At 72.0% G+C, this 23195-nt stretch carries 19 protein-coding genes and 2 pseudogenes; 12 read left to right on the forward strand and 9 right to left on the reverse strand.

Annotation, left to right across the window (positions count from 1 at the left end; all coding sequences use genetic code 11):
• The first annotated feature begins 48 nt into the window (after window positions 1–48).
• The 6 genes from RM812_RS28295 to RM812_RS28320 are packed head-to-tail and all read left to right on the forward strand — an operon-like array spanning window position 49 to window position 9612.
• A complete protein-coding gene (locus RM812_RS28295; RefSeq protein ID WP_311578220.1) occupies window positions 49–1341 on the forward strand; it encodes an ABC transporter substrate-binding protein in 1293 nt (430 codons plus the stop codon).
• 6 nt (window positions 1342–1347) lie between these two features.
• On the forward strand, window positions 1348–2274 hold the full coding sequence (locus tag RM812_RS28300; protein WP_311578223.1) for a carbohydrate ABC transporter permease: 927 nt from the start codon (window positions 1348–1350) through the stop codon (window positions 2272–2274).
• Complete coding sequence (locus RM812_RS28305; protein WP_311578226.1) at window positions 2271–3182, forward strand: carbohydrate ABC transporter permease; 912 nt, start codon at window positions 2271–2273, stop codon at window positions 3180–3182. Before RM812_RS28300 ends, RM812_RS28305 begins: the two co-directional genes overlap by 4 nt.
• A gap of 49 nt (window positions 3183–3231) precedes the next feature.
• Window positions 3232–4527, forward strand: a complete 1296-nt coding sequence (locus RM812_RS28310; protein WP_311578229.1) for a glycoside hydrolase 5 family protein — start codon at window positions 3232–3234, stop codon at window positions 4525–4527.
• On the forward strand, window positions 4524–6557 hold the full coding sequence (locus tag RM812_RS28315) for an endo-beta-N-acetylglucosaminidase (protein WP_311578232.1): 2034 nt from the start codon (window positions 4524–4526) through the stop codon (window positions 6555–6557). Before RM812_RS28310 ends, RM812_RS28315 begins: the two co-directional genes overlap by 4 nt.
• Window positions 6558–6588: 31 nt before the next feature.
• Window positions 6589–9612, forward strand: coding sequence for an alpha-mannosidase (locus RM812_RS28320; RefSeq protein WP_311578236.1), 3024 nt, complete (start codon window positions 6589–6591; stop codon window positions 9610–9612).
• Between the two features lie 53 nt (window positions 9613–9665).
• Here the strand turns inward: RM812_RS28320 and RM812_RS28325 are convergent, their stop codons facing one another.
• Window positions 9666–11087 (reverse strand): lipase maturation factor family protein, encoded by a 1422-nt coding sequence (locus RM812_RS28325; RefSeq protein WP_311578239.1) that lies wholly within the window; start codon window positions 11085–11087, stop codon window positions 9666–9668.
• A gap of 134 nt (window positions 11088–11221) precedes the next feature.
• On the opposite strand from RM812_RS28325, the gene RM812_RS28330 reads away from it, so the two are divergent.
• Together RM812_RS28330 and RM812_RS28335 are read left to right on the forward strand one after the other, a co-directional pair.
• Complete coding sequence (locus tag RM812_RS28330) at window positions 11222–13342, forward strand: SpoIIE family protein phosphatase (RefSeq protein WP_311578242.1); 2121 nt, start codon at window positions 11222–11224, stop codon at window positions 13340–13342.
• Window positions 13343–13390: 48 nt separating this feature from the next.
• Window positions 13391–14254 carry an Fpg/Nei family DNA glycosylase gene (locus tag RM812_RS28335; protein WP_311578245.1) on the forward strand — a complete coding sequence of 288 codons (864 nt, stop codon included), beginning with the start codon at window positions 13391–13393 and terminating at the stop codon, window positions 14252–14254.
• A gap of 245 nt (window positions 14255–14499) precedes the next feature.
• Here the strand turns inward: RM812_RS28335 and RM812_RS28340 are convergent, their stop codons facing one another.
• Together RM812_RS28340 and RM812_RS28345 are read right to left on the reverse strand one after the other, a co-directional pair.
• Window positions 14500–15015 carry a hypothetical protein gene (locus RM812_RS28340; RefSeq protein WP_311578248.1) on the reverse strand — a complete coding sequence of 172 codons (516 nt, stop codon included), beginning with the start codon at window positions 15013–15015 and terminating at the stop codon, window positions 14500–14502.
• A gap of 140 nt (window positions 15016–15155) precedes the next feature.
• A complete protein-coding gene (locus RM812_RS28345; protein WP_311578275.1) occupies window positions 15156–15710 on the reverse strand; it encodes a sigma-70 family RNA polymerase sigma factor in 555 nt (184 codons plus the stop codon).
• A 231-nt stretch (window positions 15711–15941) separates the two neighbouring features.
• Here RM812_RS28345 and RM812_RS28350 point away from each other — a divergent pair.
• Window positions 15942–16106: pseudogene (locus RM812_RS28350) on the forward strand (CapA family protein); the annotation flags it as partial.
• An 82-nt stretch (window positions 16107–16188) separates the two neighbouring features.
• Here RM812_RS28350 and RM812_RS28355 read toward each other — a convergent pair.
• Window positions 16189–16662, reverse strand: a complete 474-nt coding sequence (locus tag RM812_RS28355) for a MarR family winged helix-turn-helix transcriptional regulator (RefSeq protein ID WP_311578251.1) — start codon at window positions 16660–16662, stop codon at window positions 16189–16191.
• A 58-nt stretch (window positions 16663–16720) separates the two neighbouring features.
• On the opposite strand from RM812_RS28355, the gene RM812_RS28360 reads away from it, so the two are divergent.
• Window positions 16721–17536, forward strand: coding sequence for an alpha/beta fold hydrolase (locus RM812_RS28360; RefSeq protein ID WP_311578254.1), 816 nt, complete (start codon window positions 16721–16723; stop codon window positions 17534–17536).
• Window positions 17537–17546: 10 nt separating this feature from the next.
• Here RM812_RS28360 and RM812_RS28365 read toward each other — a convergent pair whose 3' ends face one another.
• Together RM812_RS28365 and RM812_RS28370 are read right to left on the reverse strand one after the other, a co-directional pair.
• On the reverse strand, window positions 17547–18965 hold the full coding sequence (locus RM812_RS28365; protein ID WP_311578257.1) for an amino acid permease: 1419 nt from the start codon (window positions 18963–18965) through the stop codon (window positions 17547–17549).
• 101 nt (window positions 18966–19066) lie between these two features.
• Complete coding sequence (locus RM812_RS28370; protein ID WP_311578260.1) at window positions 19067–19528, reverse strand: universal stress protein; 462 nt, start codon at window positions 19526–19528, stop codon at window positions 19067–19069.
• Window positions 19529–19638: 110 nt separating this feature from the next.
• On the opposite strand from RM812_RS28370, the gene RM812_RS28375 reads away from it, so the two are divergent.
• Window positions 19639–20475, forward strand: coding sequence for a polysaccharide deacetylase family protein (locus RM812_RS28375; protein WP_311578262.1), 837 nt, complete (start codon window positions 19639–19641; stop codon window positions 20473–20475).
• Between the two features lie 33 nt (window positions 20476–20508).
• Here RM812_RS28375 and RM812_RS28380 read toward each other — a convergent pair whose 3' ends face one another.
• Entirely contained in the window at window positions 20509–21189 is a 681-nt protein-coding gene (locus RM812_RS28380; protein ID WP_311578266.1) for a class F sortase, read from the reverse strand.
• A 331-nt stretch (window positions 21190–21520) separates the two neighbouring features.
• On the opposite strand from RM812_RS28380, the gene RM812_RS28385 reads away from it, so the two are divergent.
• Window positions 21521–22018 carry a hypothetical protein gene (locus RM812_RS28385; RefSeq protein WP_311578269.1) on the forward strand — a complete coding sequence of 166 codons (498 nt, stop codon included), beginning with the start codon at window positions 21521–21523 and terminating at the stop codon, window positions 22016–22018.
• A gap of 134 nt (window positions 22019–22152) precedes the next feature.
• On the opposite strand, the gene RM812_RS28390 is transcribed toward RM812_RS28385, so the two are convergent.
• Window positions 22153–22917 (reverse strand): bestrophin-like domain, encoded by a 765-nt coding sequence (locus RM812_RS28390; RefSeq protein WP_311578272.1) that lies wholly within the window; start codon window positions 22915–22917, stop codon window positions 22153–22155.
• Window positions 22918–22934: 17 nt separating this feature from the next.
• A pseudogene (locus RM812_RS28395) lies at window positions 22935–23195 on the reverse strand (hypothetical protein); the annotation flags it as partial.

Here is a 23195-nt window from a genome sequence, read left to right on the forward strand (position 1 = left end):
TGGTCGCTGGCATCCAGTCGCCGATGTCCTTCAGGGAGACGTGTCACCGTGCCCACCTCGCGCAGAACATTCGCCGTCGCCGCAGTCGCCGCCCTCGTCCTGCCGCTCAGCGCCTGCGGCTCCGGCGGCGGCGACGGCGGCTCGACCGACGCCTCGGGCAAGGTCGAGGGCGGCATCACCTTCCAGACCTGGAACCTGCGGGCCAACTTCAAGCCGTACTTCGAGGATCTGATCGCCGACTTCGAGAAGAAGTACCCCGGCACCCACGTCAAGTGGGTCGACCAGCCCGGTGAGGGCTACGCCGACAAGATCAGCGCCGACGCCGCCGGCGGCACCCTGCCCGATGTCGTCAACGTCTCCCCGGACCTCGTCGCCCCGCTCGCCAAGGCCGGCCTCGCGCTCGACCTGGACAAGGCCGCCGGCCAGTACGAGAAGGAGTACCTGGAGGGCGCCTGGGCCAGTCACCGGGTACCGGGCACGGACGGAACGTACGCCTTCCCCTGGTACCTCAACACCGGCCCGCTGTTCTACAACAAGTCCCTCTTCGAGAAGGCCGGGCTCGACGCCGGGCAGCCTCCGAAGACGTACGACGAACTCTTCGACGCCGGCCTGCGGATCGCCGAGAAGACCGACGGCGAGGTCGCCACGCTCGCCAACGTGCCCACCATCGAGGACTTCGGCCGCTACGGCGTACCGCTCATGAACAAGGAGGGCACCAACTTCACGTTCAACGACGCCAAGGGTGTCGAATTCCTCACCAAGTACAAGGAGTTGTACGACGCCAAGGCCCTGGACGCGCAGGCGCTGACGGCGACGCCCGAGTCGGCCGGCAAGAAGTTCCTCACCGGGGCCGTCGCCATGAACCCGGGCAGCGCGCTCGACCTCGCCAACTTCAAGAAGCAGGCGCCGAACCTGTACGAGAACATCGGCATCACCGACCAGATCACCAGCACCGGCCACGTGAACATGTACGTGATGGGCCTGATGGTCAACTCCCAGAGCCCGCGCAAGCCCGCCGCGGTCGCCTTCGCGCACTTCGTCACCGACGCGGCGCACCAGATGTCCTTCGCCCGGCAGGTCGCCATCTTCCCGAGCACCGCCGGATCGCTGGACGACCCGTACTTCACCAAGGAGGACGGGACGGACGAGACCCGGGTGCGGGTCGCCGCCGCCAAGTCGCTGAAGACCGCCGTCAACTACACGCCGGTGCTGTTCAGCGAGCAGATGAAGACCGAGCTGCGCAACGAGGTCGCCAAGGCGCTCCAGGGCAAGCAGAGCCCGAAGGAAGCCCTTGACAACGCTGTCAAGGCGTGCGACCGGCTCCTCCAGCAGCAGGGCTGAGACATCATGGCGAGTCCCACCGTCTCCGGCACCCGGCCCGGCACCGAGGGCGCCACCCGCCGAGTGCGGCGCCAACTGCCCACCAGTCCCTGGCTGTTCGCGGCGCCCGGCCTGCTGATCACCGGCGCGTTCATCCTGTACCCGTTCGTCTCCACCCTCGTCAACTCCTTCACCGACCGCCGCACCCTGGTCCCCGGCGAGTTCGTGGGCCTCGCCAACTTCCGCGAGCTGCTGCACGACGACATGTTCTGGACCGGCCTGCGCAACAGCACCCTCTACGTCCTCGGGGTCGTCCCCGCGCTCGTCCTGCTGCCGCTGCTGCTCGCCCTGCTGGTGCAGAAGAACATCCCCGGCATCACCTTCTTCCGCTCCGCCTTCTACACCCCGGTCGTCGCCTCGATCGTGGTCGTCGGCCTGATCTGGGTGTGGCTGCTGGACGAGCGGGGCCTGGTCAACTCCCTGCTGGAGACGGTCGGCGCCGGCCGGATCGGCTTCCTCAGCGACCAGTGGCTGATCCTGCTCAGCGCCATGGCCGTCACGGTCTGGAAGGGCCTCGGCTACTACATGATCATCTACCTCGCGGCGCTCGCCAACGTGCCCCGTGAACTGCACGAGGCCGCCGCCGTGGACGGCGCGGGCGCGATCCGCCGCTTCCTCACCGTCACCGTGCCCGCCGTGCGTTCCACCATGGTCCTGGTCGCGGCCCTCTCCTCGGTCGCCGCGTTCAAGGTGTTCTCCGAGGTGTACCTGATGGCGGGCCCCAGCGGCGGCCCGGCCGGCGAGGACACCACCCTCGTCATGCTGGTCCAGCGCACCGGCACCGGCCTGACCGGCCGCGTCGGGTACGCCTCCGCGATCTCCGTCGTCGTCTTCGTCGTCACCGTCGCCCTGATGCTGCTCGTCCTGCGCGCCGACCGGAAGGAGGAGTCATGAGCGTCACCGAGAAGGCACGCCCCACCGGGAAGCCGCCGGCCCCCGCTCGCCGGGAACCCCGGATCAGGGACGAACACGGCCGCCGCGTACGGGTGTGGGAACTCGCCCTGCGCTACCTGCTCCTGCTCGGCGTCCTCGCCCTCACCATCGGGCCGTTCCTGTGGCAGCTGTCGACGTCCCTCAAGGGCCCGACCGAGGACATCTTCAGCTCCCCGCCGAAGTTCCTGCCGAGCGACCCCACCCTGCACAACTACGAGCGGGTCGCCGAGACCATCCCCGTGTGGGACTACGCGCTGAACTCGCTGAAGGTCGCCACCGCCAACGTCGTGACCAACTGCGTCGGCGCCGCACTCGCCGGCTACGCCCTGGCCCGCCTGCGCTACCGCGGCCGGCGCGTCGCCACCCTGGTCTTCATCCTGGCGATGCTCGTGCCGGTGGAGGGCATCATCATCGCCCAGTTCACCACGATGCGGGAGCTCGGCCTGAACAACACCCTGGTCGGCGTGGTGCTGCCGGGCTGCGTCAGTGCCCTGAACGTGCTGCTCATGCGCAACGCCTTCCTCAACCTCCCCCACGAGATCGAGGAGGCCGCCTACGTCGACGGCGCCAACGTGTGGCAGCGGTTCCTGCGCATCGCGTTGCCCTCGGTGAAAGGCACCCTCGCCGTGGTCGCGATCTTCGCCTTCATGGGGGCCTGGGACGACTTCCTGTGGCCGCTGATCGTGCTGAGCGACCCCTCCAAGTTCACCCTGACCATCGGCCTCAACTACCTGCACGGCACCTTCGCCAACGACGAACGCCTCGTCGCCGCGGGCACGATCATCGCCGTGGCGCCCCTGATCGTCCTCTTCGCCTGCCTCCAGCGGTACTTCTTCCGCGGGGTCGGCGAGGGCGCCGTCAAGGGCTGATCCGTACCGAGGGCCGATGCCCGCAGTTCCCCCCTCACAAGGACACCGCATGCCTCCTGCCGTGCGCTTCGGCGTCAACTACACCCCGAGCGAAGGGTGGTTCCACCACTGGCTCGACTTCGACCTCGACTCGGTCCGCGCCGACCTCGACTCCGTCGCCGCGCTGGACGTGGACCACATCCGCGTCTTCCCGCTGTGGCCCTACTTCCAGCCCAACCGCGCCCTGATCCGCGAGCGCGCGGTCGAGCACCTGGTCGAGCTGGTCGACGCGGCCGGTGAACGCGGCCTCGACGTCAACGTCGACGGCCTCCAGGGCCACCTGAGCAGCTTCGACTTCGTGCCGGCCTGGACCCGCACCTGGCACCGGCGCAACCTGTTCACCGACCCCGAGGTCATCGACGGCCAGGCCGCCTACCTGCGCACCCTCGCCGCCGCCCTGGCCGGCCGGCCCAACTTCCTCGGCATGACCCTCGGCAACGAGGTCAACCAGTTCTCCGCCGGGCCCCACCCCGACCCGGACCGGGCGACCAGCGCCCAGATCGACGCCTGGCTGGAGCGGATGCTCGCCGCCTGCGAGGAGGGCGCCCCGGGCCGGATGCACCTGCACGCCGAGTACGACGCGACCTGGTACCAGGACGACCAGCCGTTCACCCCGGCCCAGGCCGCCCGGCAGGGCGCCGTGACGGCCGTGCACTCCTGGGTCTTCAACGGCACCGCCCAGCGCCACGGCCGCGCCTCCGTGCCCAGCGAGTACCACGCCGCCTACCTGATCGAGCTGAGCAAAGCCTGGGCCGAGGACCCGCACCGCCCGGTCTGGCTGCAGGAGGTCGGTGCCCCGGCACCCCTCGTCCCCGCCGAGCACGCCGCCGCCTTCACCGAGGCGACCGTCGCCAACGCCCTGGACTGCCCGGACCTGTGGGGTATCACCTGGTGGTGCTCCCACGACGTGTCCCGGTCGCTGGCCGACTTCCCCGAACTGGAGTACGGGCTCGGCCTGCTGACCAACGACCGCCGCCCCAAGGACACGGCCCTGGCCCTGGCCCGCGCCGCCCGCTCGGCGCGCTCGGCGCGCGAGGGATCCCACCCCGCCCCCGCTGCCCGCACCACCGCGTTGACCGTCCCGGCCGACCCGGTCGCGCGCTCGGCCTGTGCCCCCGGCGGCGCCGTCTTCGACGCCTTCTTCCGGCTGGTCGCCGACGGCGCCCGCCCGACCACCGTCCTCGACGCGCGCGCCGGCGACACCGAGCACCTCGCGGCGCGCGGCATCACCGAGATCGTCACTCCCGACCAGGTACTCCCCACCCCGCACGGATCCCACGTCCGCCAAGGAGGCACCCGCTCGTGACCCCCACCCGACGCACCGTCCTGCTCGCCGGGGCCGGAGCCGCCCTGTGGCCCGCCCTGCCCGCGACCGCCGCACCGCGGGGCGCCGCCGAGGCCGCCCCGGCACTCCAGCCGTACGCCTCCTACTGGTTCCCCGACTCGCTGCCCTCCGGCACCCCGGGCGCCGGGATCACCTGGCGCAGCCTCAGGGAGTGGCGCGCGGACAACGACCCCGACCTCGCCTTCAACACGGCCTCCGTACCGCTCGCCGACCGCTTCACCCCCACGCCCGTGAACACCACGGCCCGCGCCGGTCAGGCCCGCGTCCAGTCCCTGGTCTCCTTCGGCCCCACCGCGAGCAACCCCTCCCAGGGCTCGGCCACCGCCGACTACTACGCCCTCACCCACTGGGCCTACGTCGACGAACTCGTCTTCTGGGGAGGCTCGTCGGGCGAGGGCCTGATCCTCGCCCCGAACGCGCCGATCGTCGACGCCGCCCACCGCCACGGCGTGCCCGTCCTCGGCAACGTCTTCCTGCCGCCCGTCGCCTACGGCGGACAGCTGCGGTGGACCCGCGACCTGGTGCGCAAGGACGCCGCCGGACGCTTCCCGCTCGCCGCGCAACTCGTCGCGGTCGCCGAGGCGTACGGCTTCGACGGCTGGTTCGTGAACGCCGAGACCGGGGGAGGGGACGCCGCGCTCGGTGCGGACATGAGGGGCTTCCTGCGGGAGCTGAAGTCCCTCGCTTCGGCCAAGCGGCAGCGGGTGACCTGGTACGACTCGATGACCGTGGACGGGGCGGTCAGCTGGCAGGGGGCGCTCAACGACCGGAACCAGGCGTTCTTCGAGGCCGCCGACGACATGTTCGTCGACTTCCGCTGGACGGCCGACCGCCTCGCCTCCTCCGGGGAGCGAGCCGAGCGGCAGGGCCGCAGCCGCTACGAGCTGTGGGCCGGCGTGGACGTGGAGGCCAACGGCTGGAACACGTCCGAGGACTGGGACGCGATCGTGCCGAAGGACCGGGCGCACGTCACGTCGATCGGTCTCTACCGGCCCGAGTGGACCCGCAACCACCTGCCGGCGGACCGGCGGACACCCGGAGACTTCCATGCCGCCGACGACCGGTTCTGGACGGGGGCGTCGCTCGACCCGTCCCGACCGGACGGCGGGACCGGCTGGCGGGCGCCCGCCGTCTCGGTCGCCGACCGGTCGACGGTCACGTCGCTGCCGTTCGCGACCGCGTTCAACACCGGGCACGGACTGCGGTGGTACGAGGAGGGCGCCGTCACCGCGGACACGCCCTGGAACCACCTCGGCCTCCAGGACCGGCTGCCGTCGAGGCGGTGGGTGGTGCGGACCGAGGGGGCGCGCCCGGCGGTCTCCTTCGACTTCGCGGACGCCTGGCGGGGCGGCAGCAGTGTGCTGGTCGACGGTGAACTCGACGAGCCGGCGGTCCTGGACCTGTACGCGACCCGGCTCCCGGTGGGCGGCGACACGGTTGTCGAGCTGACGCACCGCACGGACGCGGGCACGGTGAACGTCGAACTCGCCGTCGCCATGGCCGACGCCGGTGAACCGGGCGCGGCACCGCCGTACCGCATGCTGCCCGTAACGGCCGGGCGGACTGTGAAGTCGGTGGGCGGCTGGCAGACGGTCACCGTGCCGCTCACGGGGCTGTCCGGCACCCTGCACGCGCTCGGCGTGCGGCTCACCGCGACCGAGGGCCCCGTGCGGTGGCGGGCCGGCGGCCTCGCCGTCCGCACGGGAGCGGCGACGGCGCCCGCCTCGCCCACGGCCCTGCGGATCACCGGCTCGGCCGGCGGCGACCTGCGCTTCGCCTGGAACCGGGCACTCGGCGACGTCCGCCACCACACCCTCCACCGCGTCCTGCCCGACGGCACCCGCCGCTTCCTCGGCGGCACCTGCCAGCACGCCTGGTTCGCCGGCGGACTGCGGCCCGAACCGGGCGAGCGGACCGCACGGTTCGAACTGCGTGCCGTGGGGGAGCTGTACACCACGTCCGCTCCCGCAACCGTCACCCACTCCTGGTAACCAGCCGCCCCACCAACCCCGGAGCACCCGCATGCATGACGACCGCAACCTGGTCGAAGCCCGCCTCAAGCGCGTCCTCGACGAGCGTGTCCGCCCCGCCCTCTACCCCGAGTCCGTGCCCCTGGACGTGGCGGTGTGGCACGCGCCCGGCGAGCCCGTGCCGGTCGAGGAGGGACTCGCGGCCGCACCCGAGCCCATCGAGGTGGGCGCCCGCTGGGGCGCCCCCTGGGGCACCAGCTGGTTCCGGGTCACCGGCACCGTGCCGAAGGAGTGGGCCGGGAAGACCGTCGAGGCGATCCTCGACCTCGGCTTCGACGAGAACATGCCCGGCTTCCAGTGCGAGGGCCTGGTCTACCGGCCCGACGGCACCCCGGTGAAGGGCCTCAACCCGCGCAACCAGTGGGTGCGCGTCGGGGCCCCCGTCGAGGGCGGTGAGGAGGTGCGCCTGCACATCGAGGCCGCCTCCAACCCCGTCATCCTCGACTACCACCCCTTCGTGCCCACGCGGCTCGGCGACAGGGACACGGCGGGCAGCGAGCCGCAGTACACGCTCACCCGCATGGACCTCGCCGTCCTCGACGAGACGGTGTGGAACCTCGTGCTCGACCTGGAGGTCCTCGGCGAGCTGATGGCCGAACTGCCGGTGGAGTCGCCGCGGCGCTGGGAGATCCTGCGCGCGGTGGACAAGGCGCTGGACGCCATCGACCTCCAGGACGTCAACGGCACCGCGGACGAGGCACGTTCCCGCCTCACCGAGGTACTGTCCGCGCCCGCCGTCCCCTCCGCGCACCGCATCAGCGCCGTCGGCCACGCGCACATCGACTCGGCGTGGCTGTGGCCGCTGCGCGAGACCGTGCGCAAGGTCGCCCGCACCACCTCCAACATGACGGCCCTCCTCGAGGACGAGCCCGACTTCGTCTTCGCCATGTCGCAGGCCCAGCAGTGGGCGTGGGTGCGCGACCACCGGCCCGAGGTGTGGGCGCGGGTCAAGAAGGCGGTCGCCGACGGACGGTTCGTGCCGGCCGGCGGCATGTGGGTGGAGTCGGACACCAACATGCCCGGCTCGGAGGCGATGGCCCGGCAGTTCGTGCACGGCAAGCGGTTCTTCCTCGACGAGTTCGGTGTCGAGAACGACGAGGCGTGGCTGCCGGACACCTTCGGCTTCGCGGCCGGGCTGCCGCAGATCATCAAGGCGGCCGGCGCCAAGTACCTGCTGACGCAGAAGATCTCCTGGTCGCAGACGAACAAGTTTCCGCACCACACCTTCCGCTGGGAGGGCATCGACGGCACCCGGATCTTCACGCACTTCCCGCCCGTCGACACCTACAACTGCTCCATGAAGGGCAGCGAGATCGCGCACGCGGCCCGCAACTTCAAGGACAAGGGTGTCGCCCGGCACTCCCTCGCCCCGACCGGATGGGGCGACGGGGGCGGCGGCACCACCCGCGAGATGGTCGCCAAGGCGGCCCGGCTGCGTGACCTCGAGGGCTCGGCGACGGTCGAGTGGGAGACCCCGCAGGCCTTCTTCGAGAAGGCGCGGGCCGAGAACCCGCAGCCGCCCGTCTGGGTCGGCGAGCTCTACCTCGAACTGCACCGCGCCACCCTCACCAGCCAGGCCAAGACCAAGCAGGGCAACCGCCGCAGCGAGCACCTCCTGCGGGAGGCCGAGCTGTGGGCGGCCACGGCGGCCGTGCGCGCCGGGTTCCCGTACCCGTACGACCACCTGGACCGCATCTGGAAGACGGTCCTGCTGCACCAGTTCCACGACATCCTGCCCGGCTCCTCCATCGCCTGGGTGCACCGCGAGGCACGCGCCACCTACGACCGCGTCGCCGGGGAACTGAACGGCATCATCGACGCCGCCCAGCGCGCCCTGGCCGGCGAGGGCGACACCCCGCTGGTCTTCAACGCCGCCCCCCACACCCGGGCGGGCGTCCCGGCCGGCGCCGCCGCCGCACCCACCACCGAGGGCCGCACGGACCTCACGCCGCGCCCCGGCGGCGGACACGTCCTGGACAACGGCCTGCTGCGCGTCGAGATCGACGACCGGGGGCTGGTGGTGTCGGCGTACGACGTCACCGCCGACCGCGAGACCGTCGCTCCGGGCGCGGCGGGCAACCTGCTCCAGCTCCACCCCGACTTCCCCAACATGTGGGACGCCTGGGACGTCGACGAGTTCTACCGCAACACGGTCACCGACCTCACCGACGCCGACGAGGCCGCCCCCGGCGACGACGGCGCCTCGGTGCGGATCGTCCGCTCCTTCGGCTCCTCCCACGTCACCCAGGTGCTGACGCTGGCGCCGGGTGAGCGCAGGCTGGAGGTGGACACCGAGGTCGACTGGCACGAGACGGAGAAGTTCCTCAAGCTCGCCTTCCCGCTCGACGTGCACGCGGAACGGTACGCGTCGGAGACCCAGTTCGGGCACTTCCACCGGCCCACCCACACCAACACCAGCTGGGAGGCGGCCAGGTTCGAGGCCTGCAACCACCGGTTCCTCCACCTCGAGGAGCCCGGGTGGGGCGTCGCACTTGTCAACGACTCGACGTACGGCCACGACGTCACCCGTACCGTCCGCACCGACGGCGACGCCGGTACGACCACCACCGTGCGGGTCTCCCTGCTGCGCGCCCCGCGCTTCCCGGACCCCGAGACCGATCAGGGCGTGCACCGTTTCCGGCACGCGCTGGTGCCCGGCGCGGGCATCGGCGACGCCGTGCGCGAGGGCTGGCGGATCAACCTGCCCGAGCGGCGCCTGTCGGGTGCCGGGGAGGTCGCGCCCCTGGTGTCGGCCGACCGGGACGCGGTCGTGGTCACCGCCGTCAAGCTCGCCGACGACGGCAGTGGTGACGTGGTGGTCCGCTTCCACGAGGCCCACGGCGGCCGGGTGAAGGCCACCCTGACGGCCGGCTTCCCGGTCGCCGGCGTGGCGGTCACCGACCTGCTGGAGCGCCCGCTCGCCGAGGAGGCGGCCGCGGTGGAGGCCGACGGCGACCGGATCGCCGTACGGCTGCGTCCGTTCCAGCTGATGACCCTGCGGCTGAAGCGCGCGTAGCACCACGCGTGGGCCCGGTCCACCCGCACGGGTGCGCCGGGCCCACGCCCGTCCTACGAGCTCTTCGGCACCCCGGCCAGCCGCGTCGGCGGCAGGAACTCCCGCACATACGTCCGCTCCCAGCACGCGCCCGTATCCCGCAGCTCGCGCCACGTCGTGTACCGGTACCGGAACAGCCGGGCGCGGACGAAGCGCGGTGGCGCATCGGGCGGGAACGGGGAGCGGCGCAGCAGTCTCAGCGTGGCGCGGTCGTTCTCCAGCAGCCGTTCCACCAGGGTGCCGAACCACGGCCCGGCGTACGCGGGCGACAGCGCGGCGAACCACATCAGCCAGTCCAGCCGCAGATGGTACGGCGCGAACTGGCGGGGCCAGCGCCGCGGATCACCGGGCTTGCCCTTGAACTCGTACTCGAGCCACTGGGAGTCCTCGCGGGCCACCTCGTCGGCGGTTCCCTCGACCACCACCTCGTAGCGGATCCGGCTGACGCTTCCGAACGCGCCGTACGTGTTGACCAGGTGCAGCGGGTCGAAGGAGCGGTTCATGACCTGACGGCGGGAGATCATGTTGAGGACCGGCCGGTGGCTGAGGAACACCAGCAGTGCCGCCACCGCGAGGACCACGATCTCGTACCAGAGCGGCGCGGCGGACACGGACGGCGGATCGGCCGGGAACTGCAGCGCCGACAGGGCCAGCACGATGGTGATCCAGTTCAGCCAGGCGAAGTTGCCCGACAGCACCAGCCACAGCTGGGTGACGATCATGAGCGCAGCGGCGGCCGACGCGACGGGCTGCGGGGTGAACAGCAGGAAGGGCACCACGAGCTGCGTGAAGTGGTTCGCGGCCACCTCCACCCGGTGCAGCGGCCGGGGCAGATGGTGGAAGAACCAGCTCAGCGGTCCCGGCATCGGCTGGGTCTCGTGATGGTGGTCCAGGCAGGTCAGCTTCCGCCAGCACTCGTCGCCGCGCATCTTGATCAGCCCCGCCCCGAACTCGACGCGGAACAGCAGCCAGCGCAGCAGGAACAGCACCAGGATCGGCGGTGCCACCTCGTCGTTGCCGAGGAACACGGCGACGAAGCCGGTCTCCAGCAGCAGTGACTCCCAGCCGAAGGAGTACCAGGTCTGTCCGACGTTCACGACCGACAGGTACAGCGCCCACGGCACCAGCCACAGCAGCATGGCCCCCCACAGCGGCAGCAGTGAGTCCAGGCCGGCCACCAGCGCCGCCGACACCGCGCAGCCCGCCCACGCCACGACCGCGAAGAGACGGTCCGAGTAGCGCAGCTGGAACAGGCTCGGCGCCCGTGCGAACGGCACCCGCTCCAGGAAGCGGGGCACCGGCGTCAGGCCGCGCTCGCCGATCAGCGCGCGGAACTGCAGGGCCGCCGTCAGGAACGCGACCAGGTACACGACGGCCAGGGCGCGCTGGAAGACCAGCCGGCTCAGCCAGTAGTCGGGTGCGGTGAACCACTCCACTGCCGCGCTCCTCTCGTACGATCACGCTCTGTGTACCCCGGTCGGCCGGAGGTCTCCCGGTCTCCCGGACCTGCGGGGCCCGGGCGGTGGACCAGGAGTCGAAGAATCGGACAAACCCTGGCAAGGTGGGGCCCATGGTTGATCGGGGAGCGAGTGCCCTGCCACTCCCGGACGACTGGCCCGCCCACCCGGACCCGATCCTGGCGCTCAACCGCATGGGCAGCTTCGACTGGGACCTGGACACGGGACTGCTCCACATGGACGCCCAGGCCTACGAGGTGTTCGACCTGCGCCCGGAGGAGTACGACGGCCGCCCCGAGTCGCTGTCGGCGCGCGTGCCCACGGCGGAGGTACGCCGTATGGACACCATCGTCGCCCGGGCCATGAAGGACGGCAGCGAGAACTACGCCACCTACTTCCGCCTGCGCCGCCGCGACGGCACCCTGCGCTGGACCCGCACCCAGGGCTACATCCGCCGGGACGAGACCGGCCGCCCCCGCCGGATCATCGGCATCGTCCGCGACGCCACCCAGGAGGTCGGCGACATCGAGGGCGGCCACGAGCAGGCCGCGCAGGACGAGGCCAGCCGCCGGCTCACCAACGTCGTCCAGCTCGCCACGGCGGCTCTCGCGCACGCCCGTACGGTGGACGACGTCATCGAGGTCCTGCGGGACACCCACGGCCTCACCCGCCTGGGCGCCACCAGCCTGGTCATGGGCCTGGTCGAGGCCGGCCGCATCCGGCTGGTCGCCGACGGCCCCGACGACAGCTTCGTCCCCGGCACCCGTGTCACCCGGATCGACGAGCCGTACCCGATGAGCGAGGCCGTACGGACCCTCAGCCCCCGTTTCATCGAGTCGCCGGAGGAGTTCGCGGAACGCTACCCCCTGCTGTGGAAGGACATCATCCACCTGAACATCACCGCGGCCGCCTACCTGCCGCTGATCGCCCAGGCCCGGCCGATCGGCGCGATCGGGCTGCTCTACAGCGACCGGCGCGGTTTCTCCGCGGAGGACCGCAACGTACTCGTCGCGCTCGGCAGCGGCATCGCTCAGAGCCTGCAGCGGGCCATGCTCTACGAGCAGGAGATGGACCTCGCCCAGGGCCTGCAGCAGGCCATGCTGCCGCGCACCATCCCCAGCGTGCCCGGCTGCGACGTCGCCGTCCGCTACCGCGCGGCCACCATCGGGGGCACCTTCGGCCGGGACATCGGCGGCGACTGGTACGACCTGATCCCGCTGCCCGGCGGGCGGGTCGGCGCCGTCATCGGCGACGTCCAGGGGCACGACACGCACGCCGCCGCCGTCATGGGCCAGCTGCGCATCGTGCTGCGCGCCTACGCCGCCGAGGGCCATCCCCCGGCCACCGTGATGGCGCGGGCCTCCGTCTTCCTCCACGAACTCGACACCGACCGCTTCGCGACCTGCCTGTACGCGGAGGTCGACCTGGCCACCGGAGTGGTCCAGGTGGTCCGTGCCGGACACATCGACCCCCTGCTGCGCTACGGCGACGGCACCTGCCGCCGGGTTCCCGTCGAGGGCGGGCTGCCGCTCGGCCTGTCCGCCGAGTTCGGACGCCTCGTCTACCCGGTCGCCACCGTCGAGCTGGACCCCGGCAACACCCTGCTGCTGTGCACCGACGGCCTGGTCGAGCAGCCCGGCGTCGACCTCGACGAGGGCACGCGGCTTCTCACGGCGCTGGTCGCCTCGGGCCCGCGGGACGTACGGGACCTCGCCGACCGGCTCATCGACGTCGCCGAGGAGCGCGGCGGCGACGACGACGTGGCGCTGCTCCTGCTGCGCCGTCACCGGCTGGACGCACCCCGGACCTTCGGCCGGATCCGGCAGCACGTGTCCCCGGGCGACCCCGAGGCCCTCACCGAGGCCCGGCACATGGTCCGCGCCGCGGTCCGGTCCTGGGGCGCGAAGGGGCAGAGCGACGAGATCGAACTCGTCGCCGACGAACTGATCACCAACGCCCTCATGCACACCGAGGGCTCCGCGATCGTCACCCTGCGGCTCCTCACCGGTACCGACCGGCGGTTGCGGGTCGAGGTCGAGGACCACTCCAGCGCCCTGCCGCGCCGCCGCGAGGCCGGGGAGTCCGGTGTCTCCGGACGGGGGCTGCTCCTGGTCGACACGCTCGCCGACGAATGGGGAGTGGAGGCGCGGGGCGGTGGCAAGTGCGTGTGGTCCGAGTTCGTGGTGTCCCGCCGAGAAGGTTCTCGCCGCGAGGGCTCCCGCCGCGAAGACTGAACCCCACTGGCAACTGGCACTGTCGGCCCCCGGTGGCACTCTTGACGTATGCCCGAACTGCCCGAGGTCGAGGCGCTCAGGGACTTCCTGACCGAGCACCTCGCCGACCGCGAGATCGTCCGCGTGCTCCCCGTGGCGATCAGCGTCCTGAAGACGTACGACCCCCCGCTCACCGCACTGGAGGGCCACCGGGTGGCCGCCGTGCACCGCTACGGCAAGTTCCTCGACGTCGAGACCGCCGACGGTCCGCATCTGGTCACCCACCTGGCCCGCGCCGGCTGGCTGCACTGGAGGGACAGCCTCCCCGACGGTCCGCCCCGCCCCGGCAAGGGCCCCCTCGCCCTGCGCGTGGCCCTGGAGACCGGCGCCGGGTTCGACCTGACGGAGGCGGGCACGCAGAAGCGGCTCGCGGTGTACGTCGTGGCCGACCCCCGTGAGGTGCCGGGCGTGGCCCGCCTCGGCCCCGACCCGCTCGCCGACGACTTCGACGAGGCGCGACTCGCCGGTCTCCTCGACGGCGAGCGGCGCCGGCTCAAGGGCGTCCTGAGGGACCAGAGCCTGATCGCGGGGGTGGGGAACGCGTACAGCGACGAGATCCTGCACGCGGCGAGGATGTCCCCCTTCAAGCCGGCCGGGTCGCTCACCGACGAGGAGACCGCAGGGCTGTACGCGGCGCTGCGCGGCACGCTCACCGAGGCGGTCGAACGCTCCCGGGGCATCGCGGCGGGCCGGCTGAAGGCCGAGAAGAAGAGCGGGCTGCGGGTCCACGGCCGCACCGGCGAGCCCTGTCCGGTGTGCGGCGACACCATCCGCGAGGTCTCCTTCAGCGACTCCTCGCTCCAGTACTGCCCCACCTGCCAGACCGGCGGCAGGCCGCTGGCGGACCGGAGGCTGTCCCGGCTGCTCAAGTGACGGCCGTCCACGGTCAGCCGACGGGCAGCGCACCAGGCGTTCTCCCTGCGCGGTCCGCACCTCGTGGCGGGCGATCCGGTTCCCGGCTCGGGCCTGGTCGTGGGATGGACGAGACGCGGCGCCGACCGTCGGTACAGCATCAGCCGGCGTACGGGTGGGGTTGCTCCGTGCTCCCACCCGTACGCACCGGACGCCGCGCGGCCCGCCCTCCGGGCGGACGACGGGAATGGTCAGACAGGCCCTAGCTAGAAGAGGTGAATGGCGAGGTGGCCGAGCGGCAGCCCCAGCTGCCAGGCCGGCGTCCACACCTTGGGCCCCTCGTCCTCCCCGGTCACCGGCGCCCCGCCGGGCACCGCGTCCAGGTCCGGGGCGAGCAGCTCGGTCTCCCGCAGCCAGCGCCAGGCGGCCCGGGCCAGCTCCAGGTCCGGCGAGTGCCGGCCGGCGGCGACCGCCTCGGCCGTGGCCTCGGCCAGACGGTCGCGCACCCACTCCTGCCACGGCTGGTCGTAGGCCGTGAGGGACAGCCAGGTCTCCAGCCGGGTGACGACCCGGATGCCGCTCAGCTCGTCGTCGGTGTCGGACAGGAAGACGGTCAGCGCCAGGGCGTCGCGCCCGGCGCGGAACTCGAAGGACGTCGGCGGCATCAGGTCGCCGGTCCGCAGCAGCTCGTCGGCGATGTACTCGGCGTACAACCACGCCATGGGAACGGCCAGTTCGCCCCCGCCACTGCCGTCCGTGCTCTCTGGACCTGTGTGCTGCATCCCTTCCTGCCTTCCTCCGGTGCTGCGTGTCGCACGACCCGGGTCACGGGCCCCCGCCCGGAACACGGATGAGGACAGCCGATTACTCAACCGGGGTCCACGGCAAGGCGCTTTACGGAGGCTTGACCATAGGGACGGTTTCACCGCAGGTCGGCGGTGTATCCCGGCAGCACCCTGCGCAGGGCGCGCAGCGCGTAGTACGCGCGGGACTTCACGGTACCGGGTGGAATGCCCAGGGTTGCCGCGGCTTCCGCCACACTCGCCCCTTGGAAGTACACCAGCACCAGGACTTCACGGTGCTCCGGAGTGAGCGTCTTCACAGCCTCGCGCACGTCGAGGGCGGCGGTGGCCCGTTCGGCGTGGTCGGCGCAGACCCGCGCGTTCTCCAGCACGGCGTCGCCGACCTCCGGGGGCCGCGCCTGCCGGGCCCGGCGGGCGTCGATCGCGAGGCGCCGGGCCACGGTGAGCAGCCAGGGCCGCACCGAGTCGAAGTCGTCGGCGCGCAGGGCCTCGGGATGCTGCCAGGCGCGGACCAGGGTCTCCTGCAACAGGTCCTCGGCGCGCTGCCGGTCGCCGTCGCTCAGCCGCAGCAGCAGTGCGAAGAGCGGCCGGCCGTGCTCGCGCTGCAGTGCGGCGAGCTCGTGCTCGGCGGTCGTCCCGTGCGTCCTGTCCGTCAGGGTGATTCCGGCCGTCATGGCCGTATGGCATCGCAGGGCGCCGTCCGGGGACAGGGTGCGCGCACGGGCGTGCGGCGGACGGTCGATCGCGTCGACGAACGGTTCGACGAACGGTCGGCGCACCCGGTTCACCCACGCCGGACGGGCTAATGGGCGTGTCGGAGTCCTCCCTGACGACGGGAGCCTCTTTAGCTATTTGTCAGTAAATGCGACTTTCATTGGTGTGTGCGACCCCAGCGGAGTGAACGGATGATCACACGCAGTCGGCAGGTGGCCCTGGTCCTGACCGCCCTTCTCGCCGCCGGCGCGGCCTGTCAGGCCCGCCATCACGAGCCGGCGGCGCGCTCGGCCCCGGCCCCCTCCGCCGCGGACGCCGGCGTGTTCACGCCGGCCGCTTCCGGCGGCGTGCCGCCGCGGTGGTCCGACGCCGGCGCCGGCCGGGTGGTGCGCCTCGGCCGGGGCGCGGCCGAGGACGGGTCGGCGGCGGGGGAGTAGGTCACGCGAGGTCCACGTGGTCGAGGGCGCCCAGCATGGCCCCGAGCACCCGCAGACACGTGGCGACGTCCGCGTCCGTGAGGTCCCCGCCGACTTCGCGCAGCACCAGGTGCTCCCGGTCCAGGACGGCGGTGATCGCGGCCCGGCCCTCGTCCGTGAGCCGGATCAGCGACGACCGTCGGTGCGCGGGGTTCGGGACGCTTTCCACCAGGCCCCGGGCCGCGGCGTCGTTGACCATGCGCTGCACGAACTGACGGCTGATCGCCTGGGCCCGGCCCATCTGCGGCACGGTCATCGGACCGTTGCGGTGCAGCAGGGCGAGCACGGCACGGACGCCCACGGACAGGCCGTGGACGGCCAGGCCCTGCTCGACGCTGCGCTGGGTCCGCCTGTAGAGGGGGCCGATCAGGTCGTACACCTCGGTGAGGCGGCGGGCGAGCACGTCCGGGGGGAGAGGTCCGTCGATGTCGTTCACCTCGTCATCATGACATCTCAGTTGCCAAAGCCGGGGACAAGATGACACCTTGGTTGTCATGACTGCTGCTTCGGATCTGCGCTTCTTCCCCTCCGCCGACGGCGACCTCGCCTACCGTGACGCCGGTGCCGGGGACCTGGTCGTCCTGCTGCACTCCGGATTCGCCGACCACCGGGTCTTCGACGCCCAGATACCGGCCCTGGCCACCGGGTACCGCGTGATCGCCCCCGACGTGCGCGGCCACGGCGCCTCGGCCAACGCGACCGGGCCGTTCCGCTGGGCCGACGACCTCGCCGCCCTGCTGCGCCACCTCGACGCCGGCCCCGCGGTGCTCGTGGGTGTGTCCATGGGCGGGGCCATCGCCACCGACACGGTGCTGGAGTACCCGGAGCTGGTCCGCGCGGTGGTGGCCTGTGGCGCGGCCACCAGCGAGTTCGAGTACACCGACCCGTGGGTGCGGCAGGTGCAGGCCGAGCAGGCCCGCGCACTGGGTGAGGGCGACGTCGAGGGCTGGCTCGAGGCCTTCCTGCGCTTCGTGCCCGGCGAGCACCGAAGCCCCGACGACATCGACCCGGCCATCGGGCGCCGGCTGCGCGAGATGGCCCTCGGCACCCTCTCCAAGCACACCCCGGACGAGGAGAACCGGCACGTGCCCCTGACCGGCACGTGGGCCCGCGTCCCGAAGATCGACGTCCCCGTCCTCACCGTCAACGGCGGCCTGGACGCGCCCGACCTGATCGCCGAGGCGGAGCGGCTCGCCCGTACGGTCCCGGACGGCCGTTCCGTCACCGTCGAAGGCGCCGCGCACTACCCGAACATGGAGAAGCCCGAGGTCTTCAACGAGATCCTCGCCGCATTCCTCCGCACCCTCTGACGCGCGCCGACTACGACCGGCGGCGCGCCAGCTCCGACTTCCGGTAGGAGTACCCGAAGTAGACCACCAGGCCGACCGCGAACCACACGGCGAAGCGGAGCCAGGTCTGCCACTGCAGGAACGTGATCAGCCAGATCGAGAAGACGATCCCCAGTGCCGGCACGACGGGCATCAACGGGGTACGGAAGGTGCGCGGCAGGTCGGGCTGCCGGTAACGCAGCACGATCACCGCCGCGCACACCACCACGAACGCCAGCAGGATGCCGATGTTGGTCAGCTCGGCCGCCTCGCCGATCGGCAGGAACCCGGCGATCGCGGCCGACGCGGCCCCGACGATCCAGGTGACCCGGGTCGGCACACGCCGCGTCGGGTGCGTCTTGGCGAACCACTTGGGCAGCAGCCCGTCCCGGCTCATGCTGAACCACACACGGGTGACGCCCAGCATGAAGGTGAACATGACCGTGAGGATGCCGATGATGGCGCCCACCGCGATCACATCGGCCAGGCCGGCCAGTCCCACCGACTTGAACGCCGTCGAGAATCCGCTCTCCTTGTCGATGTCCCGGTAGTTCTGCATGCCGGTCAGCACCAGGCAGGCGGCCACGTACAGCACCATCGAGATGATCAGCGAGTAGACGATCGCCTTCGGCATGTGCCGCTGGGAGTCCTTCGACTCCTCGGCCGCCGTCGACATGGCGTCGTAGCCGAAGACCGCGAAGAACACCGTCGCCGCCCCGGTGAACGCCCCGCTCACCCCGTACGGGAAGAACGGGTGGTAGTTCGAGGCGTCGATGTGGAAGACGCCGACGGCGATCACCAGGAGCACCACCAGCACCTTGAGCACCACCACGACCATCTCGAAGCGGGCCGCGTTCTTGATGCCGAGGGTGAGCAGGTACGCGATGAACAGGCACAGCACCGCGGCGAACAGGTCGACCCGGTGGCCGTCACCGGTGCCGGGCGCGCCCAGCATCCAGTTCGGCAGGTCGGCGCCCAGCTCGCCGATCAGAAAGCTGAAGTAGCCGGAGATGCCGATCGCGACCACCGCCACGATCGCCGTGTACTCCAGGAGCAGGTCCCAGCCGATGAACCAGCCCGCCAGCTCACCGAGGACCGCGTACCCGTAGGTGTACGCGGACCCCGCCTTCGGGATCAGCCCGGCGAACTCGGCGTACGACAGCGCGGCCGCCGCGCTCGCCACGCCGGCGATGAGGAAGGAGACGAGCACCGCCGGGCCGGCCGTGCCGTTGGCGACCGTGCCGGCCAGGGTGAAGATGCCCGCCCCGATGATGCCGCCCACGCCGATCGCGGTCAGCTGCCACAGCCCCAGCGTGCGCTCCAGGCCCCCGCCCTCGGCGCTCTCGGTCTCCTCGATGTGCTCGATGGGTTTGCGACGGAGAACGCCCTCACCCATGCGGAACCCGGCCATGCGCCTCACCTCTTTGTGAACGGCAAACGGCTGACGGTGGATCATGATGACTCACACACGCCCGCGACGGAAGCCACGACGCACGCACCGCTCGGAGGGGCCTACGGCACCACGGTCACCGGCCAGCGACCCGCTTTCACCAGCCGGACCGCGACGGAGCCGACGAACCGGTGACCGGCCTGCTCGGATGCTCCCACCACCACCGCGTCCGCCTTCAGCTGGTCGGCCGTCCTCACCAGACCGCCGTACGGGTCGCCGCGGAACGTGTGGAACTCCCAGCGGAGGTCGAATATCCCCTTGACCCGTTCGGCCGCTTCCCGGATGTGGGCCACCAGGTCCTCGGCGATCTCGTCGGTCGTCTCCACCACCGGCGCCCCGAGCGCCGCACCTCCCGCCAGCACCGGCTGCACGTACACCACGGCGAGCAGCGCGCCCTGCCGCCGGGCCAGACCGCCGGCGTAGGCCGCGGCCCGGAGCGAGGAGTCGGAGCCGTCCACACCGACGACGATGACCTTGGGTCCGTCCGTGCCCCGTTCGAACTGATGGGAGTGCTGTTCCGTCACGCGGCGAGGTTATCGGAGTCGTTCCTGATCTTGGGCCGGGCGGGTGGTTCGGTGCCGCCGCGCCGGTGTTGCTCAGGTGCGTCGGACCGTGGCCGGGCGACTGATGAGTCATGCAGAAGGATCAGTCGCTCACACGGCGCCGTGCTCTGCTCGCCGGCGCCGCGGCCGTGGGAGCGGTCGGCACCGCCGGTGCGCTCGCGGTGGGCCTGGGGGACGGGCCGACCCGGCCGGTCGCCCCGGCCCCGGGTCCCCCGGCACACCGCCCGCTCAGGCCCTCCGCCTACCGCCTCCAGCCCCTGACCGGGTACGACGCGCCCGGTGCCACCCCCCGGCGGCCCCCGGTGCGCAGTGAGCCGATCCTGCGCATGTCCGGCCGGGGCCGCACCATGCTGCTCACCTTCGACGACGGACCCGACCCCCGCTACACCCCGGACATCCTGGACACCCTGGCGAAGTACGACGTGCGCGCCACGTTCTTCGTGTGCGGGGAGATGGTCGACTACCACAAGGACCTGCTGTCCCGGATGGCCGACGAAGGACACGTGGTCGGCAACCACACCTGGTCCCACCCGCTGCTGACCGGTCTCACCCGGCGCCGCATCCGGTCCGAGATGGAGCGCACGAGCGAGGTCGTCGAGCAGGCGTACGGCGAGCCGCCGCGCTGGTTCCGGGCACCGTACGGGGCGTGGAACCGCGCCACCTTCCAGCTCGGCGCGGAACTCGGCATGGAACCGCTCGCCTGGACCGTCGACACCCTCGACTGGACCACCCCCGGCACCGGCACCATCGTCGACCGGGTCGAGGACGGCGCCGCCCCTGGCGTCGTGGTGCTCTCGCACGACGCCGGGGGCGACCGCTCGCAGAGCGTCCGTGCCCTGCGCGCCTATCTGCCCGAGCTGCTGGACTCCGGCTACCACCTCACCGTCCCCCGGCGGCGGAACGTCTGAGACCTCCGTACGCCCGCGCGGGCCGTGGCACGCTCAGCGAACCCCGGCCAGGCGGGCGAAGACGACGACGTTCCCCTCGTAGCCGTTCTGCGGGGAGAAACCGCCGCCACAGGTGATGACCCGCAACTCGGGGCTGCCCTTGGAGGCGTAGACCCGGTCGCCGGGGAAATCGTCCTTCTCGAACAACTCGATGCCATAGACATCGAACACCGCCGTCTTGCCGTCCCGGCGGTGGACTTCCACTTCGCTTCCCTTTTCCAGGGCCCCGAGTCCGTAGAAGACCGCGGGGCCCTGCTTGTTGTCGACATGGCCGACCACGACGGCGGTGCCCTTCTCCCCGGGCGAGACGGAGCCGGTGAACCAGCCGGCCAGATTCGGGTCCTCCGGCGGTGGGGCGCCGACCCAGCCGTCGGCGTCCAGACCGACGGGCATGATCGGCGCGTCCACCTGGATGGCGGGGACGGAGACCCGGTCGGGCACCGCGTACGGCAGTGGCGCGCGGCCGGCGGCGCCGTCGCCACGCGCGGCGCTGTCGCCGGCGGCGACGCGGCTGTCCGAGGCGGCGGCCGACGCCGGCCGCGGAGGGCCCGCGTCGAACTCCCCCGAACCGTTTCGAATGAGCGCGAGCCCGGTCAGCAGCACCAGCGCCAGTACGCCCCAGGGAGCGCGCTTCCTGGGGCGCTCCTCCTCTTCGGCCAGCTCGGACGCATACATTCGCCATCCCCTCTCGGCCCGGCCGTCGCCGCGCCGTCCGCGCATACGAGAACGCTAGGCGCCGCGCGTGCGAGCGGCGACGGGACGACGGCGAACGGGTGGCGCCCACGCCCTGCCGTGAGCCGTCCGGGATGTTCCCGGTGAGGACGTTCCTGCGACGGCGCGTGACGCCGCGTCACCTGAGACGGCATCAGGTGGTGGTCGTGCCTCTCACCAGGACGGACCACTCCGAAATGCGGTGGACCGCGCGCTAACTGAGGGTCTATCAGGAAGGCGCTGTCTCGCCGATCGACCGGGGACGGGTCCCGGGGCGTCTTCCGCGGAGGATCACATGCGTAACACTCGTTCCCTGGCGGCCGTCGGCGCCGCGGTCGCCGTCCTCGGGCTGACCGCCCCCACGGCCACCGCCGGCGCCGACCACACCCCGAGCAACATCGTCGCCCTGCCCAGCACGGTCGCCCGCGGCGGCCTGATGACCGTCACGGTCGACGGCTGCCCGCAGGGCGGAACGATGACCTCGGACGCGTTCCGGACGACCTCCCTGACCCCGGTGGCGGGTGCCAACGACACGTCCAGGGGCACCACCACCATCCGGCAGGACGCCCGGCCGGGGTCGTACGACATCACGGTCACGGTGAACTGCTCGGGCAGGCGGCTGACCCGTCCGGCGGCCTTCACCGTCATCGGCGGTGTCCGCGCCGGCGTCGGCGGCAGCAGCTCCGGCAGGGCGACCCGGGCCGACCTGGCGATCGGCGCCGGGCTCGTCGCGGCGGCCGTCGCCTGCGGCGGCCTGTTCTGGGTGCGGCGCCGGGCCGAGCGCCGATTCTGACCCGTCCCGGCCCCCGTCTCCGTCCCGGCCCCCGTCTCCGTCCCGGTTCCCGTGCCCGTTCCGACCGTGCGGACTCCGTCTTCGGGGGCGGGCCCGCCGACCGGGGGGCCGGGAGAGCACCCGTGCGGGCCGCCTCAGCCCTCGACCCCCGGGAAGAGGTTCAGGAACGGCTCCGTCGACGCCGCGACGCCGCGGCTGAACGGCGCGTCGAAGTCCCAGATCAGGAAGAGCAGGAAGGCGATCAGCGCCGAGAACAGCCCGGCGAGGACCAGTTCGCGTGTCGTACGGCGGATCTGCAGGGCGAAGACCATCCCGATCGTGACGACGGCGCCGGCGATCAGCCCGAACCACACCACGCCCGGCATGGTGGCCCCGGTCGACTCCGAGCGGGCGATGCGGGCCTGGTCGGCCGCGGTCACCTGGTCGACGAGCGGCTGGTAGGCCTGCGCCTCGAAGTCCGACCGCGGCTCGTAGTCGGTGACGTCCGCGCGGACACGGTCGAGGAGTTCGGTGCCGCGTTCGGTGACCCGGCCGTGGTCGGCCATGGTCTTCCACTCGGTGGTGACGACGTGTCCGACATAGGCGTTGACATCATCCCGGATGCGGTCACGGACGTCGGGCGGATAGACCCGGACGCGTTCCGAGATCTCGTGCAGCGCGACGGCCTCCGTCTGCACGTGGTCCTGGGCGGCGCTGCGGGCCTCCCAGACGCCGGCGATGGCCAGGCCCAGGACGATGGCGTACACCACGCCGATCCACATCGTCATGTACTCGATGACGTCCGGGGTCTCGGTGGGGTCCTCGTCGTCGGACGCCGTGCGGTGCCGTACGAGGGTGACGACGACCACCACGGCACAGGCGGCCAGCATCGCGAGGGTGAGAACAAGCCATTCCGGCAAGGGAGGCCTCCAGAGGATCAGCGCGCACGGAGCGCGGCGACGGCGACCACCGCGGGCACCGTGATGAGCAGGACGAAGACGAGCGGCGACGTGGCCCCGCGCGAGGACCGCTGGTGCGGCCGGGTGGCGCGGTAGTGCGGGTAGTGCACCGGGCTGAGTGACGGCCGCGGTGTCGCGGTGGCGGACGGCTCGGGCGCGGGCGCCGCAGGACGGACCGGGACCGGAGTCCGGGGCGGCGTGGGTGCCGGCGCCGGCGTCGGTGTGGGTTTGGGACGCGC

Origin of the sequence: Streptomyces lancefieldiae (assembly GCF_031845825.1) — a bacterium.
GTDB lineage: Bacteria > Actinomycetota > Actinomycetes > Streptomycetales > Streptomycetaceae > Streptomyces > Streptomyces lancefieldiae.

Coding starts and splice junctions, on each gene's coding strand:
- RM812_RS28300 (WP_311578223.1), top strand. CDS start 1,348: ATGGCGAGTCCCACCGTCTCCGGCACCCGGCCCGGCACCGAGGGCGCC.
- RM812_RS28305 (WP_311578226.1), top strand. CDS start 2,271: ATGAGCGTCACCGAGAAGGCACGCCCCACCGGGAAGCCGCCGGCCCCC.
- RM812_RS28310 (WP_311578229.1), top strand. CDS start 3,232: ATGCCTCCTGCCGTGCGCTTCGGCGTCAACTACACCCCGAGCGAAGGG.
- RM812_RS28320 (WP_311578236.1), top strand. CDS start 6,589: ATGCATGACGACCGCAACCTGGTCGAAGCCCGCCTCAAGCGCGTCCTC.
- RM812_RS28330 (WP_311578242.1), top strand. CDS start 11,222: ATGGTTGATCGGGGAGCGAGTGCCCTGCCACTCCCGGACGACTGGCCC.
- RM812_RS28335 (WP_311578245.1), top strand. CDS start 13,391: ATGCCCGAACTGCCCGAGGTCGAGGCGCTCAGGGACTTCCTGACCGAG.
- RM812_RS28340 (WP_311578248.1), bottom strand. CDS start 15,015: ATGCAGCACACAGGTCCAGAGAGCACGGACGGCAGTGGCGGGGGCGAA.
- RM812_RS28345 (WP_311578275.1), bottom strand. CDS start 15,710: ATGACGGCCGGAATCACCCTGACGGACAGGACGCACGGGACGACCGCC.
- RM812_RS28360 (WP_311578254.1), top strand. CDS start 16,721: ATGACTGCTGCTTCGGATCTGCGCTTCTTCCCCTCCGCCGACGGCGAC.
- RM812_RS28365 (WP_311578257.1), bottom strand. CDS start 18,965: ATGGCCGGGTTCCGCATGGGTGAGGGCGTTCTCCGTCGCAAACCCATC.
- RM812_RS28375 (WP_311578262.1), top strand. CDS start 19,639: ATGCAGAAGGATCAGTCGCTCACACGGCGCCGTGCTCTGCTCGCCGGC.
- RM812_RS28380 (WP_311578266.1), bottom strand. CDS start 21,189: ATGTATGCGTCCGAGCTGGCCGAAGAGGAGGAGCGCCCCAGGAAGCGC.
- RM812_RS28385 (WP_311578269.1), top strand. CDS start 21,521: ATGCGTAACACTCGTTCCCTGGCGGCCGTCGGCGCCGCGGTCGCCGTC.